Below are 21,077 nucleotides of genomic sequence, written 5' to 3' on the forward strand. Positions count from 1 at the left end.
GCACTATTTTGATCAATATAAGTAACTGTAAACAGTTTAACAAAGCTTGATAAATCAAGGTTCTTTGTTAAACATCAACAAAAAAGAATAGAGAGAATAGATGTAATTCCAGGCATTGTTTCATCAAGAAGATTTTGCAGCTGAACTTTAGCGACAGTTAATGTAGAAATTCGTTGTTTGTATTGTCGCGAAAGAAAACGTAAATCATCGTATTTTTGCTCAGTTGATTCATATGGAGTTAATGAATAAGCCTTTTCAAGTGCATACTGTGCAATGCGAAGGGCATCTTTTTTATCCGTCTTGGCTTTTCGGAGTTCATTATCACCATATTTTTTCATTAAGTAAGGGTTAATTAAGCATACTGGCAAGTGTTCTTCTTGAAAGATTTTCAGGATGGGGTAATGATAATGACCAGTAGGCTCCATCAAAATAATAGGCTGTTCATTAGTACTTTTTATATATAGTGCCAATGAATGTAATTCATCCAAATTATGATGGATTTCAAAGGGTTTAGCACGAATGCTGCCATCTGCGTTTAGAATGGCAACGGTGCTTTTAGATTTTGATACATCGATACCAACAGCAATCATAAAAGTGTCTCCTTTCTGCTTTTGTATTGATTGGATCCAGCTCTTCAGGGTTCACTCATATTCTTTAGTTAAACGGGAGAAGATTACTTTCCCAACTTGCTGAATCGAATGTAGAACGATGAAGGCAGGCTGACAAATTTGTGCACGGGCGTGTTGTCCCAATTCATATTTTCGTCAGGCCAATCACCTTCATCATATAAAAAGAGCAGAGGCTATAAAAGTCTCTACTTATATATTAAGAATTCATATTCTCACTATTTTCACGTAATAAGCCATATCTCCTAAGTCTTTTTTTGTTGACTAAAGATGAAAAACTAGATAGAACGATGAAGAATAATGAAGAAGCATGAAAAAGACAGCAAAAATCCCACGGCATCAGCCGTGGGATTTCTATTAATCTGCTATAACTTCTTTAAGAATAACTTCATTTCCTGTGACAAGATATGTGTTGCCACTTCCACAATGTGGACAAGTCTTTCCATAAGCAACTGTCTCGTACTCCTGCTTGCAATCCTCGCAGAAGGTCACAGCCTTAATTGTTTCGCAAGTGAGCTTGCTGCCATCAAGTCTTGGGTACTTTTTCGCATTCCAAGCCCAGCAGTCAATCAAATAATCTGGAATGACTGTGGATACCTCACCGATTGAGAGCACTACCTCGTTGATGTGCTCGGCGTTGTTCTCAATAGCAACTTCCTCTACCTGTTTCGCTACATGAAACACAATACCTAATTCATGCATTATTTATACTTCCTCTCTAATAAAGCCCGCCCTTAAATACAAAACCTCCTAGTTTTCCGTGCTCCCGCAAGCCATCTCCCATCGGAGCCAAGGAAACCTCCCTAAAGGGTCCCTCCTTAACTCCATGGGGCCCTCTTGCTCGCGCTTGCCTAGGTTGAGCTGGTTTTGTATACAGGGCTCATTAAAAGCTTAAAGTCTATTTGTGAGACTTTTTATACGCTTTGTGGTCACGCTCGGCCTGCTTTTCTGCTTCGCTCTTCTTTGAGAAAGCGATCTTAGCGGCACGTTTGATAGCGTATGCACCGATATGCTTGAACTTATCTTCAGAAGGTACCATGTGTGTGCACTCTGGATGAGTTCTGTGAAGGTGGATAGCGTCGAAGGCACACTTAGTTGTGCAGACACCACATCCGATACACTTATTCTCATCAACTACAGATGCACCACACTTAAGGCAACGGCTAGCCTCTGCCTTAACCTGTTCCTCTGTAAGTGTAAGGTGAGCATCACGGAATGAATGCTTCATATCAATGCTTGTATCAATAGCTGGCTCATTACGTCCTGCTGTATCATATTCTTCCACAAGAATGTTGTCTTTGTCAAGTTCGATGAAATCACGACGGTTCTTACCGATTGTCATAGAGCAGCCTGGCTGTACGAATCTGTGAAGAGAATCTGCAGCGCACTTACCTGCCTCGATAGCGTCAATAGCGAACTTAGGACCAGAATAAACATCACCACCAACGAAGATGTCTGGCTGTGCTGTCTGGTATGTAAGCTTGTCAGCTACTGGGTAGTTACCATGCCAGAACTCAACCTTTTCCTTGCCATCGCCAAGGAGTCCGCCCCATTCGATACCCTGACCGATAGCGAAGATGATGTGCTTACACTCTACAGTCATTGTCTCGTTTTCATCATACTGTGGATTGAACTTGCCTTCAGCATCCTTAACAGATGTACACTTCTTGAATACGATACCAGCTACGTTGCCCTCAGCATCCTTAAGGATTTCCTTTGGACCCCAACCATTGTTGATTGCGATATCTTCTTCAAGTGTCTCTGTGATTTCGATATTGTTAGCTGGCATCTCATCTCTTGCCTCAAGGCAGAACATCTGAGGGTTGCCTGCGCCAAATCTAGCAGCTGTACGTACGCAGTCGATAGCAACGTTACCACCACCGACAACTACTACGTTTCCATCCATCTTCTGGCTCTGGTCTTCAAGTGCCTTATGAAGGAATGTAACAGCGATGTCGATACCGTCCTTTGCATCTGTTCCAGGGATTGGTGGAATCTTTCCGCCCTGGCATCCGATTGCAACATAGAATGCCTTGTAGCCCTGTGCACGAAGCTCATCAAGAGTGATGTCCTTACCAACTTCAACGTTGCACTTAATCTCTACGCCAAGCTGACGGATAACTTCGATTTCAGCCTCAACAACATCCTTCTCGAGCTTCCATGTTGGGATACCCCATGTGAGCATACCACCTGGACGGCTGTTCTTTTCGAATACTGTTGGCTTGTAGCCCTTTGTTGCAAGATAGTAAGCGCAAGAAAGACCTGCAGGACCTGCACCAATGATAGCAATCTTGTCATCCCACTGTGTTAAACGGTTTGAAGGGATGTCGATTGGTGGAATGTATCTTGTCTCAGCGTGAAGATCACGCTCAGCAATAAACTTCTTGATATCGTCGATAGCAACTGGTGCATCGATTGTTCCACGTGTACAAGCAGCCTCACATCTCTTGTTACATACACGACCGCAGATAGCTGGGAATGGGTTGTCCTTCTTGATGAGAGCAAGAGCATCCTCATATCTGCCTTCCTTAGCCATATTTACATAACCCTGAACAGAAACGTGTGCAGGACAAGCTACCTTACATGGAGCTGTACCTGTTTCGTAGCAGTTCTTACGGTTGTTATCACGATAATCCTCGTCATATTTATCCTTGCCCCAGTGAACTCTGTCTGGAAGAACAACCTTTGGATACTCTACCTGCGAGCCGTCCTTCTTGCAAAGCTTCTGACCAAGCTTAACTGCACCAGCTGGGCAGTACTCTACACACTTACCACAAGCTACACACTTCTCTGCCTCAACGTGTGCTGTGTAGGCTGAACGTGACATGTTAGGTGTGTTGAAAAGCTGTGATGTACGAAGGGCGTTACAAATGTTTACGTTACAGTTGCAAAGACCGAAAATCTTGTTCTCGCCGTCGATGTTTGTAATCTGGTGTACGTAACCGAGTGTCTCAGCACGCTCAACGATACGCATAGCCTCTTCGTATGTGATGTCGTGACCCTTACCAGTCTCACGGCAGTAATCAGCGAAATCACCAAGACCGATACACCAGTTCATCTCATCATCACCGCAACCTTCTTCAAGGCAGGCACGTGATACACGGCATGAACACTGGCCTACACCGATGTGGCCTTCGTATTTCTTGAGCCAGTATGAAATCTGCTCAAGGTCAAGCTTCTCGTTTTCGAACTCGATAGCCTTCTCAACAGGGATAACGTGCATACCTACACCAGCGCCTCCTGGTGGGATAAGATGTGTAAGACCATCAAGTGGTAAATATGTCATTCTCTCGAAGAATGATGCAACAGCTGGATGCTGCTTTAATCTATTGTTTGAACGCTCACCTGGAACTGACTCTTCCATGTTGAAAAGCTCTGCAGAACCTGGAACGAAGATAGGAAGTGTGTATCTTCTCTCTGACTGTGGAGCTGTACGTCCGTCGTGATTGTAGTGGTTACCATAGTCGTACTCTAAAAGTCCGATATAGCTCATATCATCAAGTAACTTCTGGAAAGCCTCTTTATCCTTTGCCTTCTCAGGGTTCATTTTGCAGAGATCCTCAAATGTATAGTGGTGACGAACCTTCATTGTAAGACCAACTTCAACCATCTCCTCTGTTACGATTTCTGCAAGGCCCCAGTACTCTGGATCCTCAACCTTTACGCCAAACATCTTGTGTGGCATAACATCTGTAATCTTTCTTCCAAGCTCGATAATCTTCTTGCTTGGCTCCTTATCCCCCATGTGTGGTGGGATAATTGCTTTACTCATTTCTGGCATTATTAATACTCCCTTTCTTTCTTTAATTCCTGGAAATGTAGTTCACGAAGACCCTCGACTTCGTCGCAGACTTTTTGGAGTGAGCACGAACCACAATCCATCATCACATTCTTGAAGATATGATCTATCGTGCCAGTGATATCTTCAAGAAGCTTTGCCTGGTCTGATAGTGATTTGTAATCAAAATCAGGGGCTGTTATAAATATGAGCTTTACAGCTTCAATATTTTTGTTTTCATGGTAGGTATCTAGGAACAGCTTGCCAACCTTGGAGAAGTTAAGGCCCTTATCAAGAGCAGCTTTGCCAACACGAACCGGTTCTCTGTTATTAGATGCAGAGATACGTGTCATATAGCCCTCTGGATTAATGTGATACCTAACGTATTCGATTTTTCTAATCGCATTGTAGAGTGTGTTGCCATCACCAAGACTATCCTCGGCAACCTTTACAAGAGCAATTCTTGCGTAAGGCGTGTCAGCCTTTATTTCATCAAGGTCTGGTCCAATCAACATGACTTCATCCGTATTTACGAATTCATCATTGCAGGTAACAGCCATACCGCTTACTGCAGGAAATGTTCCGCCACCAAGCTCGTAGGCCATATCTGCCCTAAGGATAAGATTGTGGTCGCCCACATCTTTCCAAGTGGCATTTACGATATCAAGCTTTTTAGCCGAAGTCATATCAATACCAGCTAACAACTCCTTAATGCTTTCATCATATAGCTTCATCGATTATATCTTTCTATTTCTCTTAATCTTATCGTAGTGCTTCTCTAAAAGAGGCTGAATTGCGCTTGTGAGCTTCATGTCTAGGTTGAAGAAATATACGATTAATGAAAGTACAAACAAGCATATAAATACGATTGCGATAATTAATAATATTTTTAACATAGTTTTTCCCTCATCCGCCCCTTCGGGGCACCTTCCCCCAAAGGGGGAAGGCTAATTACTACCTTTCTGTCGTGCGAATTCTGCGGCGCCGAGTGCTCCCATAAGCTGTGGGTCGATTGGAAGGTCGATTACCTTGAGCTTAAGTACCTGCTCGATGGCAGCCTTGAGGCCTGCGTTCTTTGCACATCCACCTGTAAGTGTAATCTTATCTGTAGCGCCAGCCTTCTTTGACATTACAAAGCATCTCTTTGCAACTGAAAGCTCGATACCTGCTGCGATTTCATCCATTGGCTTGCCCTCACCAACAAGTGAGATAACCTCTGACTCAGCGAATACTGTACACTGAGCAGTAATTGGAATAACGTTTTTAGCCTTAAGAGAAAGACTTGAGAACTCATCTAAATCCATCTCGAATGCTCTAGCCATTGCCTCGAAGAAACGACCTGTACCTGCGGCACACTTATCGTTCATGGCAAAGTTTAATACTGTTCCATCAACATCAACGGCGATACCCTTAACGTCCTGTCCACCGATATCGATGATTGCCTTTACCTCTGGGTCAGCTACGTGTACGCCCATAGCGTGGCAGCTAATCTCTGAGATATTCTCATCTGCAAAAGGAACCTTGTTACGGCCATAGCCTGTACCTACAAGATATGTTAAATCCTTTGCGCTATTTAAATCTGGCACCTGTGCCACGGCCTGATCAAGGGCGTCCTGGCAAGATAACACTGCGTTTATACGGCTCTTTAAGGTGACGTTTGCTACCATTTTACCATTCTCGTCAATGATTACGCACTTTGTATATGTAGAGCCTGAATCACATCCACCAAAATATTTCATGTTTTTATTCTCCTTAATATATTACCCTCATCCGTCAGCTGCGCTGACACCTTCTCCCAGAGGGAGAAGGCTTTTACCAGAGGTTTGTGTCATCATAATCTTCTAACGATGGGTCAAGTGGTTCTTCGCGAAGGACGCTTCGCATGTAGCGGTTTACGTCTTGGCGAAGGTTTTTACGTGGGATGACACGTGGGTCGTAGAGATCATGGTTTACCCAAACGAGCTTGATGCCATGCTCTCTAGCCTGCTGCTCAAACATTCCGTGCATACCATCGAGGGCCTTGCAGGCGATGTGCTCCCAAAGGATAACCATATCTGCATTGAACTCCTCGCAATATCTCCAAAGGTCGTTAAGAAGTACTTCGTAACCACCGTGTGTACGATTTCGCATAATCATGTTCTCGTACTGGTGAGCCATGTCGTAGATGGCCTGTTCCTTATCATCCTCTGAAATAGGATCAAGGGAAACCATTGTAAGCATATCGAACATTGGAAGAATTCCCCAACAGTTCAAAAGCCATGCTACAAAATCGGTATAGAACTGAGACTGAACGCCCCAGATAATAGCACGATGACGATACTCCTTAGCAAGCATTGTCTTTTTATTATAGGCCTCTGTAGCCCATTTAGTAATCTTTTTATCAAGCTCTGCAAATGCAGGAACCTTACCGGCAATGGCCATGTATTCTGTCTCACGATAAAGAAGAATGTTGTTACCAACTACCTGTGGGTAATCTGTCTTTGTAAGCTCTAACCATTCTGTACATTCCTGGGCACCGATGTTGATGCGCTTTGCACATTCGAAATAGTAATCCCAATCGAACTTCTCGCCTGTCTGCTCCTCGATAAAAGCGATGGCATTTCTAACTTCCTGAGCTGCATACTCCTGAACGCCTGCCTCTGTATGACGAAGTGGTGTTGCAAGCTGATGTACTGGAATGCCGTTACGCTCCAAAGCTCTTGAAATAACACCATTTCCCATAAGTGAACCATCACATGTAGTGTTACACTGAACAGCACACTTACCAAAGATTGGCATATCTCCATCGATACAAATACCTGCCTCTGATGCAGGCATAGGGCAAACATCACCTGGCATACCACATTCCTGAACAACGTCAAGATAATGTGTCATGGCGTCTCCCTGAAGAAGAACGCATACATAACAGCTGGCTGTTTCCCAGCTAAGTCCCTCAAGATTAGGGAAACCACACATGATGTTTGTCATTTCGTTTTCATCCATAAGGACTACATGCTTTGAAGCCTCTGGGCTAGCGCCAAGATTTCTATCCATTGCAAAAATCTTTGTAAGAAGCTTTGCAACGTCTGATGCAACTAAATCGTACTCCTCACGGCAGATGCGAAGCTGTGTTCCACGAAGTCCCATGGAATGCTTATCAATCATCATTGGAACTGCTAAATAGTTAAGCATCCAACGATATCTGAAAAATCCCTTTACGTTCTTTGGGTGGAGCATGAATTTACCAAGCATGGCAATGATGCCAAGCCATCTTGTGTAATCGTACCAAGTATCCTTGATACCTCTCCATTCACGATGCTTAAATACTTTTTTATCACCGCTATAAAGCTCGCCTAACTTTGAGCTACCAACTGCTTTTCCCATTAGTGCTTACCTCCTTGGATTTTCTTGATTTCGATACTCTCCACGAAGGCCTGGACACGGGTACGAATCTGTCCCGAATTGCCCACAGCATAAGGTCTATCGATTGTAAGAACAGGATAACCATACTCCTCACGAAGAACATGGCTTCCTACCATTCTCTCATAAGCCCATGGATCGCAGAACTTCATCTGTTCGTAGATGATTCCGTCTGCCTTGTATTCCTTGGCAATCTCATCAACGTACTCACGTCTTCTATTCATCTTTGGTGTGTCCATATGACGTGGGCACATGCATGTCATCATGTAATGACGGCAAATCTGAGTGAGAACATCCTCATCATCATTAAGGATGATTTCCTCGCGGCCTGGTAATGAACCGAAGCAGAATCTGTCGGCGCATACATAGGCACCTGAATCCTCGATAAGCTTAATCATATCGATATCATCGATTTCAGAACCGACAACTGCTACTCTTGCGCGGAAGTGATTCTTTTCATCAGGCACACGATTTTTAACCTCTTCAAGAGTTTCCTCAAGCTTCTCAAGAAGTAAATCCTGAGGGCACACATAAGTACACATGCAGATGACATGGAACTCATAGCCTGTAATACGAGGCTTTTCCTCTTTTCTGAAATCACCAAGCTGAGTAATGATTCGGCAAATCTTGTTGTGGTCTTCAACTGCCTTGCGAAGGGCTTCGTCGCTGATATCGATGCCAAACTTCTCATGAAGTGGCTCTAGAATCTTCTCTTTGCACTGACCAATGTAAAGATTTAATCCGTTATCATCAGCCTTCATAGGTACCTCAAGATACTTATAGAAGAAATGCTCCTTCTCGTTTATCTTTAAAAGCTCCATGTTTTCAACGCAGCGGTTAATCATTGTACAACCGTCTGGAGCAATAAGGCAGTCTAAGAACTGATAGCCACCTTCGATTGCTCTTTCAAGTAATGCACGTGAATATTCGCACAAAAAACTAGTCAAGTAATAGGTTCCCATTTCCATGGAACCTGTTCTTGGCGCGCGAAGTCTCACTGTAAAAGCATTACCTAAGTTCATGAGAACCTCTGGAATCTGATAACAAACGCTACCGACACAGACTCTGCCAGAAGCCTGGGCCTCGCGGACCAAATCATTATCAGCATCCATAAGCAAATTCTCAAAATAAATAAGATGCTTTAAATCCTTCATTATTTAATTCTCCCTTTACATATAATCCGATAGGTAAACCGTAAATCACTTGTAGGTTCTCATGCTCCCGCAGGGCACCCTCCATACCTAACCATGGGAGCCCGCCGGCGTGGGCCCCCACCCATGGTCAGGCATGGCGGTCTTCGTTCCACTTCGGTCGTTGCTAAGCAAAGGTCCACTGGACCTTTAGCAACCCCCTCCTCGCGCTTGCCTAGTATTTGAGTGATTTACTCCTAATAGTTCATTAAAATATCAAACGAATCCACAAACATTTCTACGATGATATAGCTCTTTAAAATCTCTACAATTAGAGAATTCCTAGCTTATTCAACGCAGAGCGTAGGCCCGTTACGATGGCGGTGTCGTCGGCGATGCCTAGGACAGATTTGCCCTTAAGGTCACATTCGGTGAGGTTGGCATCTGCTGGAATCCAGCCAAGTAGAGGAATGTCTCCAAGGTCCATGTATTCAAGGACTTCCTCAGATGGGACGCGGTTTACTACGGCACCGATTTTGTCGTACATAACTAAATCATCTGCAACATTTTTAATTGTCTTGATAACTCCGCAACCCTTCTTGCTGGAATCTGTGATAAGCATGAGATGAGTTACTTTTTCCATAACACGTCTGTTAATCTGCTCGATTCCGGCTTCTCCATCGATTACGATATAATCAAAGTTGTCTGAAATTGAAGCGATTACTTCTTTGAGATAGGTATTGATTTTGCAATAGCAGCCAGCAGCCTCTGGGCGGCCGATTGCAATAAAAGAAAAGCCATCCATCTCAACCATGCAATCAAAAATGCGATATCTTGCTTCGCCAAGTACTTCTACTGTGGCTTTAGTATCGCCTGATTCTGCAGCTTCAACAGCCTCTTTTCTGATATCATCCAGAGTGAGAGTAGGCTCCACTCCAAGAGCTGTAGAAAGCCCAACAGCAGGATCAGCATCAATTGCTAGGATCTTCTTGTCTGGATAAGCTTCCACTAACAATTTGACCATTACCGCAGCAAGCGAAGTCTTACCAACTCCACCTTTTCCAGCAACAGCCAACACTATAGGTTTGTTTTGCATTACTAATTATTTCTCCCTTTAATTACTCCTGGTAATTGATAAAATTTTATCAATTACTGCATTCCATTTTAGCATAGATATATGCAAAAAACAAAGAGTAAAAAAAGCCCCGAAGAAAATTTGGTGTAATATCCAAATATCTTCTAGGGCTCTCTGTAAATCTGCGCAAGTACTCTACAATGCTGTGAAATAGAGTATTTATAGGCATCATAGTATTTATTTGTATTATTCCTCTGCCTGTAGCTTCTTGGTCATATATGTGATAAGCATATCAAGTCCCGCAGCGTTCTCACCACCACGTGGAATTATAATGTCAGCATGCTTCTTTGATGGTTCAACAAACTCCTCATGCATAGGCTTTACTGTCTTTGAATACTGTTCGATGATTGATTCTATGCTTCTGCCTCTTTCAATCATATCACGTTTGATACGACGCATAAGTCTTTCATCTGCATCAGTATCAACGAAAATCTTAATGTCCATCAAATCGCGAAGCTCCTTATTCTCAAGAATAAGAATACCTTCCATAACGATAACAGTCTTTGGCTCAACTCTAACTGTTTCGTCTGAACGATTGTGATTTACATAATCATAAACTGGCATATCGATTGCATAGCCCTTGATAAGCTTTCTAACATCTTCTGCCATTCTATCTGATTCAAATGAATCTGGATGGTCGTAGTTTAGCTGACTACGCTCTTCAAAAGACATCTCAGGATGTGCTTTGTAGTAAGCATCATGGCTGATAACAGCGATATCCTCTCCAAAAAAATCCTGCAATTTGTTAATGATTGTTGTCTTGCCTGAAGCAGAACCGCCTGCTACACCAAGCACACAAATTTTCTCTGACATAAAATACTCCTTATGGTTTAAAACGTTTGAAACCCTCACCATATACTGCCTTTGATTCCATTATGACAATAAATGCATCTACATCAATCTTTTTAGCAACACGATTTACTTGATACATCTGCTTATCAGAACAAGCGCACATAAGCACCTGTCTCTCGTCACCTTTGTAACCGCCCTTTGCGGTAAAGATTGTAGTACCTCGTTCAACTGCCTTGTCGATAGCATCGGCGATGGCCTCTGCCTTGTTGGTAACAATCATACACATCATACCTGAATCAGCGTTAATCATTACCTTATCCACAACAATCGAACCAATATAGCTAATTACAAATCCATAACACAATGCCTCAAATGAATGAGCGTAGGCGATTGTATCTATAACAATGATTACCACATCCACGATGAAGAAAATTCTTCCAAGGGACATGTGGGGATGCTTTGCCTTGATAATCATCATGATAAAATCTGCGCCACCAGTAGATGAATTGCGCATGTAAACAAGTGCATAGCCTAAACCTGTGAACACACCTACCACCAATGCATTCAGCAATATGTTTCCTATTTCAATCTTAGGAAACAGTGGTGCCACAAAATCCATCATAACAGTGCCAATTGCCATAGTCTTAAAGGACTTTAGCAAAAACTTCTTGCCCAGTACCTTATAAGCTGCAAAAATCAGCGGGATGTTCATAATAATGGTCAAAAGACCGATTTTCCATCCCCAGCACTGATAAAAAATCATAGCGATACCGGTCAGTCCTGTCAATGGGAATTTTGCATCGGCTGCGAAATTATACAAAGCGATACCGATGCACAGGCCTGACAAAGCATCCATCAAAACATCAATTAATAGCTCTTTTCTTTTTTCTGCTGACATATATTCCCCCTAAATAATTTACTCCGCGAATCTCTTAGCGATGCCGTGAAGTACCTTAACCACGGTGTCCATACCTTCCGCTGTGATATGTTCCATTGGGCCGTGGAAGTTGTAGCCGCCTGTTCCAAGATTTGGACAAGGCAATCCCATGAATGAAAGACGTGCGCCATCTGTACCGCCTCGGATAGCAACAGCCTTTGGATTCTCTCCTGCATCCTTTAATGATTCGAATGCGTAATCAATAAGGAACATGTGTGGCTTGATCATCTCAAGCATGTTCTGATACTGATCTTTTATTGTAAGCTCGCATGTGCCATCACCATACTTCTGGTTGATGATATTTGCTGCGTGCTCCATAACCTTCTTCTTTTCTGCAAACTTATCTGCATCATGATCACGAATGATGTAAGAAAGCTCTGCTGATGCAACGTCACCCTTCATATCTGTAAGATGGAAGAAGCCTTCGTAGCCTTCTGTCTGGCTAGGTGTCTGTGTTGGTGGAAGCATTCCGTTGAACTCCATAGCAACGAGTGCTGCGTTTACCATGATATCCTTTGCATCACCTGGGTGAATGTTTACACCGTTGAACTTAACATCAGCGCCTGCTGCATTAAAGTTTTCATATTCTACTGCGTTTTCCTCGCCACCGTCTACCGTATATGCGAAGTCAGCACCGAAACGTGCAACATCGAAGTGGTCAGCGCCTGCGCCGATTTCCTCGTCTGGTGTGAAGCCGATGCAAATCTTTCCGTGTGGCTCGCCTGAGCTAATAAGCTCCTCTGCAAATGTCATAATCTCGGCGATACCTGATTTATCATCAGCACCAAGAAGTGTTGTTCCATCTGTGTGGATAAGTGTGCGTCCCTTTAATGTCTTAAGATGTGGGAAATCTGAAACCTTGATAGTGCGTCCGCTTGTACCAAGTACAACATCCTCTCCATCATAATTTTCTACAACTACTGGATTAACATTCTCACCGCAGAAATCTGGTGCTGTATCCATGTGTGCAATAAATCCTACTGCCTTTTTATCCTCTAAGCCTGCTGTAGCTGGGATTGATGCATAAATGTAGCACTTATCATCAACTTCGGCATTTGTAACACCGATTGAATGAAGCTCCTCTACAAGCTGCTTTGCCAAATCAAACTGTCTGGCGGTAGAAGGTACTGTAGTGCTGTCTTCATCACTGGTTGTGTAAACCTTAACGTAATTTAGTAATCTCTCGTAAGCTCTCATAAACTAATCTCCATAAAAATAGGGCCCAAACGAGCCCATTTATTGTATTATCGGGAAAGCAAGGCCCATGCAAATTGCCTTCGGCAATGGGCCTGCTGTGGCAAACAGGTTCTTCCCACTTTGTGGGCCCCACCTATTTGCATATTATTGTGAAATCATAAACTCCAAAAGTCTTTTAGCATCATCAGGCTCGTATGCAATAATCTCAAGCTCTGGGATTGCATCATCAGCCTGGAAAATGTTAGCAAGTGATACGAACTGTGACAGCTTTGACTTAAGATTTAATCTGTCGCCTTCGCCTGTAACAAGCTCAACCTTGCCCTGGCAATTATCAATTACATTGAAAAAAGCTTCTGTATCTTTGATATTTGTGATTTTCATATAGACCTCCTTATACGGACTAAACAATCTACGTTAACTTAATAATATTACATAAGTAGATTCCTGTCTAATGAAGAATTTGTAAAAAAAGTATGTTATACATTGAATCTGAATGTGATTACATCTCCATCAGCAACAACGTATTCCTTGCCTTCCATACGAACAAGGCCCTTTTCCTTTGCAGCTGTCATTGAGCCGTTTGCCATAAGGTCATCGTAGCTAACAACCTCTGCCTTGATGAATCCACGCTCGAAATCTGTGTGAATCTTACCAGCAGCCTGTGGAGCCTTTGTGCCCTTCTTGATTGTCCAAGCGCGTGTCTCGTCCTCTCCTGATGTAAGGTAGGAGATAAGACCAAGTAATCTGTATGAAGCTGTGATAAGCTTATCAAGACCTGACTCCTCAAGTCCCATAGCCTCTAAGAACTCCTGCTTTTCCTCTTCTGATTCAAGCTCTGAAATCTCCTGCTCAATCTGAGCTGAGATAACGAATACCTCTGAGCCTTCCTTTGCAGCGTACTCGCGAACTGCCTGTACGTTTTTATTGTTAGCGCCATCATCTGCAAGGTCCTCATCCTCAACGTTTGCAGCGTAGATAACTGGCTTTGCTGTAAGAAGATTGTACTCCTTGAAGTATGCTTCCTCATCCTCATCGTTAAGCTCGAAAGTCTTAGCCATGTTGCCAGCTTCCATGTGATCTAAAAGACGCTTTTGCATAGCAGCTTCCTTCTGAAGTGTCTTGTCCATTCTTGCTGAACGCTCTGTCTTAGAGTAACGACGCTCCATAACTTCCATATCTGAGAAAAGAAGCTCAAGGTTGATTGTTTCGATATCACGGAGTGAATCAATGCTGCCATCAACGTGAACTACATTTGCATCCTCGAAGCAACGTACAACGTGAACGATTGCATCTACCTCACGGATGTTTGCAAGGAACTGGTTTCCAAGACCTTCACCCTTTGAAGCACCCTTTACAAGACCTGCGATATCTACGAATTCGATTGTAGCTGGTACTGTCTTCTTAGAGTTGTACATTTTTGTAAGTGCATCAAGACGCTTATCAGGTACTGATACAACGCCTACGTTTGGATCGATTGTAGCAAATGGATAGTTTGCAGCAAGTGCTCCTGCCTTTGTAAGTGAATTAAAAAGTGTTGACTTTCCAACGTTTGGAAGCCCGACGATTCCCAATTTCATGGTAATTTATCTCCTTCTAAAAGTAATGATTTACTGTGTTTTCATTATTTATGACACTTTTGGTCATAGCCTTTTGTATATTACCACATTTCTATTTATTTCTCTACCCTGGGTGTTTTTTTCTAGTTTCGGACAGTGCTGGTGGCGTTTTCTTCTTTCGCACTGCCCGCCCCCACAAAACTCTTCACAAAAAAAGCAGCTATCTCTTTCGAAGTAACTGTCCTATGTAAAGTCTCTTTAATTAATCAACATCCTCGTTTTCTTCCATTGTAGCCAATCAATCCAACTACATCCATCATAAATCTAAATTATCATAGTAGTTCCATATTTACATAAAAAATTTCACAGGCTCTACTTGCTGAATAAATAGGTATAACCTTCTATAATTTTTGCTCTTAGTTATACCTTTTTATATTCAATATAATGTTCCATAGCTCACTAAAAGGTATAACCTTTCATAATTTTCCTCGCTAGTTATACCTTTTTTGACTTCAATATAATGTCTCATTGCCCACCAAAAGGTATAACCCACCATAAATTCTCTCGCTAGTTATACCTTTTTGACTTCATATTAATCCCTCATATATCCATCAAGGAATGTACAATTCAAAATGAGCGTCAAAACTCTTGTAATATGGTTGCAATATCACCATCAATACATATACTTCTATCTTCAATTTCCTCTGGGCAGAATGATTCACCATAATTTAAGCAGGCATATACCGCTTTTTCATTTGCCAGCGTCATCTGCCAGAACGGATACTTTATTATTACGGGCGTATTGGCTCCTACTCCCAATTCAAGATAAAGAACATGGAGATTCTCATGTCTGCGAATAAAATCAGAATATGCTGCAGATGCCCTATGCCATCCTTCATCTTCAACAAAGGAATCATCCGCTCTCAAATTCATAGTCATCTCAGAACCATCATCATGGCACTTTGGAATCAGCTCAGAAGGAATTTCCATCAATAGCTTACCATCAGCCGGTACCTGGAACACTCCTTGCTCATCTTTTTCAAAACCTTGTGCTTCCATAGCTTTCATTACCCACTCTTCATTATCAAAGGTTTTCTGAATAGCAGGATTCACACTCTGAAATAAACCATAATCACCCTGAGTATAGAACAGTCTTTTCTTGTCAAAACCTGCTCTTTGAAACTGGTGATCTACATTTGTTGTGATAACAAAATAATCCTTATCGGAAACCATCTTTAGAAGATCCCTATACACCGACTTTGGAGCATCAATATATCTGTTAAAATAAATATGTCTTGCCCACCAGGCCCAGCGTATTTCTTCACTTGGGAACGGATAGAATCCTCCTGAATATATATCTCTTATTCCAAATCTTTTGGCAAAATCATAGAAATATTTCTCAAAACGTTCTCCACTATACGTCAATCCAGCAGATGTAGAAAGCCCGGCACCTGCGCCTATGACAATTGCGTCTGCTTCCTTGATTTCTTTTTTCAGTCGGCTTATTTGCTCTTCATCATATAAGTTTTTCATAAATGGCCTTATCCTCATCTTTGAAAACATTGAATATCACTCTTTCTACCTTACCAGGATTTTCACGAAGCCATTCTGATACAGTCTTAACGGCAATCTCAGCTGCTTCTTTATTTGGAAAACGAAATACTCCTGTCGAAATACAGCAAAAGGCTACGCTCTTCAGACCATTTTCAGCACACATATCCAAAGTGTTTATATAGCAGTTCTCCAAATCCTTTTCCAATTCAGGAGTAAGTTTGTACTGGACAATTGGACCTACTATATGAATAACTTTCTTTGCCGGAAGATTATAAGCTTCAGTGAGCATCGGAACGGCAGTAGGCTGCTCATAGTCTCTTCCATATCTGATTCGAAGTTCATTCATCTGCCTGTTGCACTCAGCTCTTAATTGCACTCCTGCAAAAGTATGGATACAGTTATCTATGCATGTATGCATCGGAACAAAACAACCGAGCATCTGCGAATTAGCGGCATTAACAATAGCATCCACCGAAAGTCTTGTGATGTCCCCTTGCCAGATGGAAAGTCCATCCCTGATAACGGGGATGTCTGATAGATTCACCACGCCCTTTTCAGCCGCTCTCTCTAATAAATATTCATCCTGTACTTTCATGACCTCAGAAGATAATTCTTTTGGCATGCGGATGTTCATAAGCGACCTTAAGATTCGTCTTTTATCTTCCGTACTATTTGGAGTCTGTAATTCCTTATATTCATCTGAATCTGCCTTGAACTCTTCTACAAGATAATCAAGACGTTCTTCCTGTGTTGATTTTTTAGCCTTAGTTTCCATATTTACACATCCTTTGAAAAAAGACTCTGAAGTAAATACCTCAGAGTCTCGTTGTTAAGCTTCTTTTGCCAACAGTTCCTGCATCCCGGATCTTAAATCATTAAGAGTGTATTTTTTCATCTCTGATTCCATCGCTTCCTGGATGCTTTTCAACTTATCATCCAAAAGTGAATGGATATTCCTACCAACAGGGCACTCTGGATTTGGTGATTCATGAAATCTGAATAGATTTCCATCCTCCAAAGGCTCAATTGCCTGATACACATCATAAAAAGTTATGTCTTTAAGATCTCTCGTAAGCTCTATTCCGCCTGTTCCTCTGATAACATTTATTAGTCCTGCGTTCTTAAGCTGAGTAAGTATCTTTCTAATGATGACAGGATTCGTATTTATACTGGCTGCAAGAAAATCGCTCGTTACCTTGTGTTCATCTTTAAATGTATCCACACATGTAAAAATATGAAGTGCAACCGTAAATCTGCTTGATATCTGCATTTTTAATCTCTCCATTCCATTTCGGTCGGTGCAGAACAATCGTCCACTGGACGATTTACGCCCTCCTATCACCATTTTACTTCGTGGCAGATGTAGTTGCAATGGTTACATTAAAACTTTCCGTTTTCATTAGCCCATGTAGACTTATCAGCTAATGTCTCCATTACATCCCAGTGCTCTGCGATAAATCCGTTCTCAACACGGAACAGATCATAGTAGGTTGTAGGTACACCGCCAAAGGTTCCTTCTGAGCAGGCAAGTGCATAATCTCCATCTGCAAGAACCATATGAGTCTTGTTATAAACCATTGAGATTCCCTGCTTAGCCATAGCTTCAAGTGTAGCTCCAAGACCTGAAAGACCATCTGCAATTGAAGTATTATGCTGAATATATTTATCTCCATCGTAGTAAGAAGTGAGCTTGTCAGGATTCTCCCCTCGAAGTACATCGCCTACAAATCCAGCTACAACCTTACGTGTCTCTTCCTTATCTACATCTTTCTTCTCAAGAGTTCCATCAATCTGAGTATGTCCTGAAGGATTAGGAGCTGCCTTGTCTGCCAGATTATCCCAGTGCTCTGCAATCTTACCGTCTTCATCAAAGCGGAATACATCAAATCCGACCTGCTCTCCTGCTCCTGCAAAATTATATACTGTCTGAAGGAAAACCTTATCTCCATCCTCGAATGCACGAATGTTATTAACTGTTGTTTTTACAGGTGCCTGTGCAAGTCCTTCAACTGCTGCTACAAATGCATCTGCCCCTGTTCCAAATGCAAGGTTATGCTGAATATAACCTGGTGCAAGAAGTTCCTTTGCCTTTGCTGTATCTCCTGATACGAATGTTCCGATGAGTGCTAATGCTTTTTCCTTATTTGTCATAATTATTTTCCTTTCTGGGCTCTGCCCTGCGAGGTAATTATCCTCGAATGTTAAAAAGTTCATCGATGTAACCGTGGTGGTTTCATCTGGTGGTGTTAATATAGCATCGCTTTGATGTAATGTCAATGGTTACATCTAAAATTTTTCAAAAAAATTTCCAGGTGCAGTTAAACACCTGGATTTAATGTTCAATATTCAATTAGGTCGACAAATTTGAAGTTGTTAATCTTACTGCCTTCAATTATACAGAATCCACATCCAGCAAGGAATACACAATTCAAAAGTGATATTTTTTCTACTCCCAAGCAGTGCTAACTTCATTTTTCTTTCTAGCACTGCCCATTTCTTTTCTTCCGAGCAGTGCTACATTCATTTTTGCTTCTAGCACTGCCCATTTCTCTTCTTCCGAGCAGTGCTATATTCATTTTTGCTTCTAGCACTGCCCATCTTTCTTCTCCCAAGCAGTGCTGCATTCATTTTTGCTTCTAGCACTGCTCATCTCTCTTCTCCAGGGAAGTACTAGAAATATTTTCTTCTCTAGCACTGCCTGACCCCACAAAACTCTTCACCAAAAAAAGCAGCTATCTCAATTTAAGATAACTGCTCTATGTAACGTTCAGTATTCAATTAGAAAGATGTCGACAAATTGGAAGTTATCAATTTCTAATCTTTCTAACATTTCGATTCATCAAATGTCTACCGAGATTTCTGTATGCAAAAGCTTTGAGCGCAGTCATTTCCTGATGATGCTCCTTTAACAACTCATCTGGGCAATCATATATCCCGAAGTCTTGGTTTATACCTTCACTCTGTATGTAAGTATTATTCCTATCAAAATCAATTACAGGATTTCTGAAATCTGTTACAGCCACACCATAACCGCAAAAAGCACCGCTACAATCAGGATTCATCTCCTGTAATTTTTCTAAATACGCTCTATCTAAAATAAAGGCTTCTAGTTCATACCATATCCCTTCAAAATATACTTCTACCCAGCTATGGAAAACATTCTGAGGTGCATTTCTATATACGAATCCTGTCATAGCGCCTTCCTGTAATTTTTTGTCAATGGTAAATCCATGCACACGGCAGGGAATTCCACAACTCCTGAGCAGTGCCATAAATAGAGTCCCTTTTGTATTGCACTGACCATAACCATCAGCCAATACTTTAGAAGCAGGAATACAATCATCTATATTATAACCAAAGAGAATTTCATCCCTTATATAATTATATATGGCTTTCAACCGCTGGTATTCATCTAGATTTCTCCAACCCTGTTTTTCAATTAACTCTTGAATACTTTTATTGGAATAATCTAACATCTGTGTTTCTCGCAAGTACTGTTCCATCTATGTTCTCCCATACAAACTGGAATTATATTTCAAAACATGCTTTGACAATTGGCTCTATCGTGATTAAATCCACAAAATCCACCTGTTTATTATAGTTTTCTATCATTGCCCTTACTTCAGAAGTTTTCTTGTCTTCCGGCAGTGTTACAGCTTTTTTATAAAGCATTCCCATCATGGTTTTGTGCTTAAATCCTAACTTTGAATAATCTATTCCACCTCTCAAATGGAAAATAGAAGCTTTATCATATACTTCTGTTGGCAGTTGATTCTTCATGCCCTTCTTTATAGTGTCCGTATTCGTCTTGTCTGTTGGATCTGCAAGTCCCACAGTAGCAATTACTATCGTATGCCCATTGCTATCCTTCATGCCTTTAAGTGTCTTTTTCATCCCAAGTACTCCGCCAGCAAGGAATACACAATTCGAAAGCAGAAAAAAGAACAGTTATCTTTTTCAACGTAGCTTTCCCGCTCTGATAATATTTTCCAATTCTTACAACGCTTCAATAAATTCTACAAGTTTCTCAGCTATTTTATCTTGCCTAAAATTATGTACATAATGACCACAATCCAGTTCTATAACTTCTGCATTTGTAAGATCTGAAATATAATCTCTTTGAATATCTATCCAATTTTCAACACCTGTTTCATGTCCATCTGATACAAACAAAAGCATTGGTATATCAGGCTTAGGATTTCTATCAATTTCTGTTACTGCATCCGGAATTGCCAAGCCCTCATTTATGATACAAGTATTTACTGCTTTACTTGCAGCAAGCGCCCTATAAATCTTCTTTTCTTTGTCTGTAAGTTTTTCTGGAAGCTGACTATCAGAATAAAATAACCTAACTATCCCTAGTTCACGAGCAAAAGCTGCAAGCCTTTCCTTTTTAATTGTGCTGTCCCAGTCCCAATTATCGTAGGCTCTCGGAAGTGCCATATCAAGACCAACAATAGCTTCCACTTCATCAGGGTAATCTTGAGCCCACATTATTGCTTCAATTCCTGACATAGAATGTGGACAAAGAATATACGGGCCTTCTATTCCTGCCTTGGTGAGTGCTTCCCTATCTTGTCTAAGAATAGTTTCAAAGGATCTCTCACTATCGACCACATCACTAAACCCATATCCAAATTTTTCAATAACAACTATTTTATAATCGCTACTCAAAAGAGAATACAAACTTTTAAAATCAAGAACCGGCGCAGCTGTTCCAGAACCTGAAAGGAAAATAAGTGTATGTTTTCCTTCGCCTTCGGTGTATATATTCATCTTATGACCATCCACCTCGACATATTGCCCAATAGGTTTCTCTATTAGCGCCTCTTCAGACGCAAGCATAATCTTGTTATAGATAAAAATTCCACCAATAAGAAAAACCAACACTATAAATAGTAGTAATAAAATCTTCCCAGTAATTCTAAGTATTTTTTTCATTTTTTTCTCTTCATATATAATTCATCATCTGA

20 protein-coding genes and 1 pseudogene are annotated in these 21,077 nt (G+C 41.4%); all 21 read right to left on the reverse strand.

Going from position 1 to position 21,077, the window contains the following annotated elements:
* Nucleotides 1-86: 86 nt before the first annotated feature.
* Nucleotides 87-590, reverse strand: a pseudogene (locus tag BM097_RS13845) (IS110 family transposase); the annotation flags it as partial.
* Between the two features lie 393 nt (nucleotides 591-983).
* Nucleotides 984-1,328: a hydrogenase maturation nickel metallochaperone HypA gene (locus BM097_RS13850; RefSeq protein ID WP_090551433.1), complete on the reverse strand. Its 345-nt coding sequence runs from the start codon at nucleotides 1,326-1,328 to the stop codon at nucleotides 984-986.
* 196 nt (nucleotides 1,329-1,524) lie between these two features.
* Complete coding sequence (locus tag BM097_RS13855) at nucleotides 1,525-4,407, reverse strand: FAD-dependent oxidoreductase (RefSeq protein ID WP_242944723.1); 2,883 nt, start codon at nucleotides 4,405-4,407, stop codon at nucleotides 1,525-1,527.
* Nucleotides 4,408-4,409: 2 nt separating this feature from the next.
* On the reverse strand, nucleotides 4,410-5,138 hold the full coding sequence (locus BM097_RS13860; protein WP_090551437.1) for a carbon monoxide dehydrogenase: 729 nt from the start codon (nucleotides 5,136-5,138) through the stop codon (nucleotides 4,410-4,412).
* A 3-nt stretch (nucleotides 5,139-5,141) separates the two neighbouring features.
* Nucleotides 5,142-5,300, reverse strand: coding sequence for a hypothetical protein (locus BM097_RS16425; protein WP_177197476.1), 159 nt, complete (start codon nucleotides 5,298-5,300; stop codon nucleotides 5,142-5,144).
* A 51-nt stretch (nucleotides 5,301-5,351) separates the two neighbouring features.
* On the reverse strand, nucleotides 5,352-6,143 hold the full coding sequence (locus tag BM097_RS13865; protein ID WP_090551441.1) for an acyl-CoA dehydratase activase: 792 nt from the start codon (nucleotides 6,141-6,143) through the stop codon (nucleotides 5,352-5,354).
* A gap of 73 nt (nucleotides 6,144-6,216) precedes the next feature.
* Nucleotides 6,217-7,767 (reverse strand): 2-hydroxyacyl-CoA dehydratase family protein, encoded by a 1,551-nt coding sequence (locus tag BM097_RS13870; protein ID WP_090551445.1) that lies wholly within the window; start codon nucleotides 7,765-7,767, stop codon nucleotides 6,217-6,219.
* The gene (locus BM097_RS13875) at nucleotides 7,767-8,957 is read right to left on the reverse strand and encodes a 2-hydroxyacyl-CoA dehydratase family protein (protein ID WP_090551449.1); all 1,191 of its coding nucleotides are present in this window, start codon (nucleotides 8,955-8,957) and stop codon (nucleotides 7,767-7,769) included. Before BM097_RS13875 ends, BM097_RS13870 begins: the two co-directional genes overlap by 1 nt.
* Nucleotides 8,958-9,264: 307 nt before the next feature.
* Nucleotides 9,265-10,029 (reverse strand): ATP-binding protein, encoded by a 765-nt coding sequence (locus tag BM097_RS13880; RefSeq protein WP_090551452.1) that lies wholly within the window; start codon nucleotides 10,027-10,029, stop codon nucleotides 9,265-9,267.
* A 225-nt stretch (nucleotides 10,030-10,254) separates the two neighbouring features.
* On the reverse strand, nucleotides 10,255-10,881 hold the full coding sequence (udk, locus tag BM097_RS13885; protein ID WP_090551454.1) for a uridine kinase: 627 nt from the start codon (nucleotides 10,879-10,881) through the stop codon (nucleotides 10,255-10,257).
* Between the two features lie 10 nt (nucleotides 10,882-10,891).
* Nucleotides 10,892-11,758, reverse strand: coding sequence for a YitT family protein (locus tag BM097_RS13890; RefSeq protein ID WP_090551458.1), 867 nt, complete (start codon nucleotides 11,756-11,758; stop codon nucleotides 10,892-10,894).
* Nucleotides 11,759-11,776: 18 nt separating this feature from the next.
* Nucleotides 11,777-12,994, reverse strand: coding sequence for a peptidase T (gene pepT / locus BM097_RS13895; protein ID WP_090551462.1), 1,218 nt, complete (start codon nucleotides 12,992-12,994; stop codon nucleotides 11,777-11,779).
* A gap of 144 nt (nucleotides 12,995-13,138) precedes the next feature.
* Nucleotides 13,139-13,375 (reverse strand): polya polymerase, encoded by a 237-nt coding sequence (locus BM097_RS13900; protein WP_090551466.1) that lies wholly within the window; start codon nucleotides 13,373-13,375, stop codon nucleotides 13,139-13,141.
* Nucleotides 13,376-13,470: 95 nt separating this feature from the next.
* On the reverse strand, nucleotides 13,471-14,571 hold the full coding sequence (gene ychF, locus BM097_RS13905; RefSeq protein ID WP_015549000.1) for a redox-regulated ATPase YchF: 1,101 nt from the start codon (nucleotides 14,569-14,571) through the stop codon (nucleotides 13,471-13,473).
* 618 nt (nucleotides 14,572-15,189) lie between these two features.
* The gene (locus tag BM097_RS13910) at nucleotides 15,190-16,083 is read right to left on the reverse strand and encodes an SIR2 family NAD-dependent protein deacylase (protein ID WP_090551471.1); all 894 of its coding nucleotides are present in this window, start codon (nucleotides 16,081-16,083) and stop codon (nucleotides 15,190-15,192) included.
* Complete coding sequence (locus tag BM097_RS13915; protein ID WP_090551475.1) at nucleotides 16,067-16,879, reverse strand: protein-ADP-ribose hydrolase; 813 nt, start codon at nucleotides 16,877-16,879, stop codon at nucleotides 16,067-16,069. The genes BM097_RS13910 and BM097_RS13915 overlap by 17 nt, the downstream gene beginning before the upstream one ends.
* Nucleotides 16,880-16,933: 54 nt before the next feature.
* Complete coding sequence (locus tag BM097_RS13920; protein WP_090551478.1) at nucleotides 16,934-17,374, reverse strand: Rrf2 family transcriptional regulator; 441 nt, start codon at nucleotides 17,372-17,374, stop codon at nucleotides 16,934-16,936.
* A 110-nt stretch (nucleotides 17,375-17,484) separates the two neighbouring features.
* Nucleotides 17,485-18,255 (reverse strand): nuclear transport factor 2 family protein, encoded by a 771-nt coding sequence (locus tag BM097_RS13925; RefSeq protein ID WP_090551481.1) that lies wholly within the window; start codon nucleotides 18,253-18,255, stop codon nucleotides 17,485-17,487.
* 656 nt (nucleotides 18,256-18,911) lie between these two features.
* Nucleotides 18,912-19,607 carry a transglutaminase-like domain-containing protein gene (locus BM097_RS13930; protein WP_090551484.1) on the reverse strand — a complete coding sequence of 232 codons (696 nt, stop codon included), beginning with the start codon at nucleotides 19,605-19,607 and terminating at the stop codon, nucleotides 18,912-18,914.
* Nucleotides 19,608-19,632: 25 nt separating this feature from the next.
* Nucleotides 19,633-19,998, reverse strand: a complete 366-nt coding sequence (locus BM097_RS13935) for a flavodoxin domain-containing protein (protein WP_090551486.1) — start codon at nucleotides 19,996-19,998, stop codon at nucleotides 19,633-19,635.
* A gap of 102 nt (nucleotides 19,999-20,100) precedes the next feature.
* Complete coding sequence (locus BM097_RS13940) at nucleotides 20,101-21,045, reverse strand: alpha/beta fold hydrolase (protein WP_090551489.1); 945 nt, start codon at nucleotides 21,043-21,045, stop codon at nucleotides 20,101-20,103.
* Nucleotides 21,046-21,077 lie beyond the last annotated feature (32 nt).

The organism is Pseudobutyrivibrio sp. OR37, from assembly GCF_900113655.1.
Classification (GTDB): Bacteria; Bacillota; Clostridia; order Lachnospirales; family Lachnospiraceae; genus Pseudobutyrivibrio.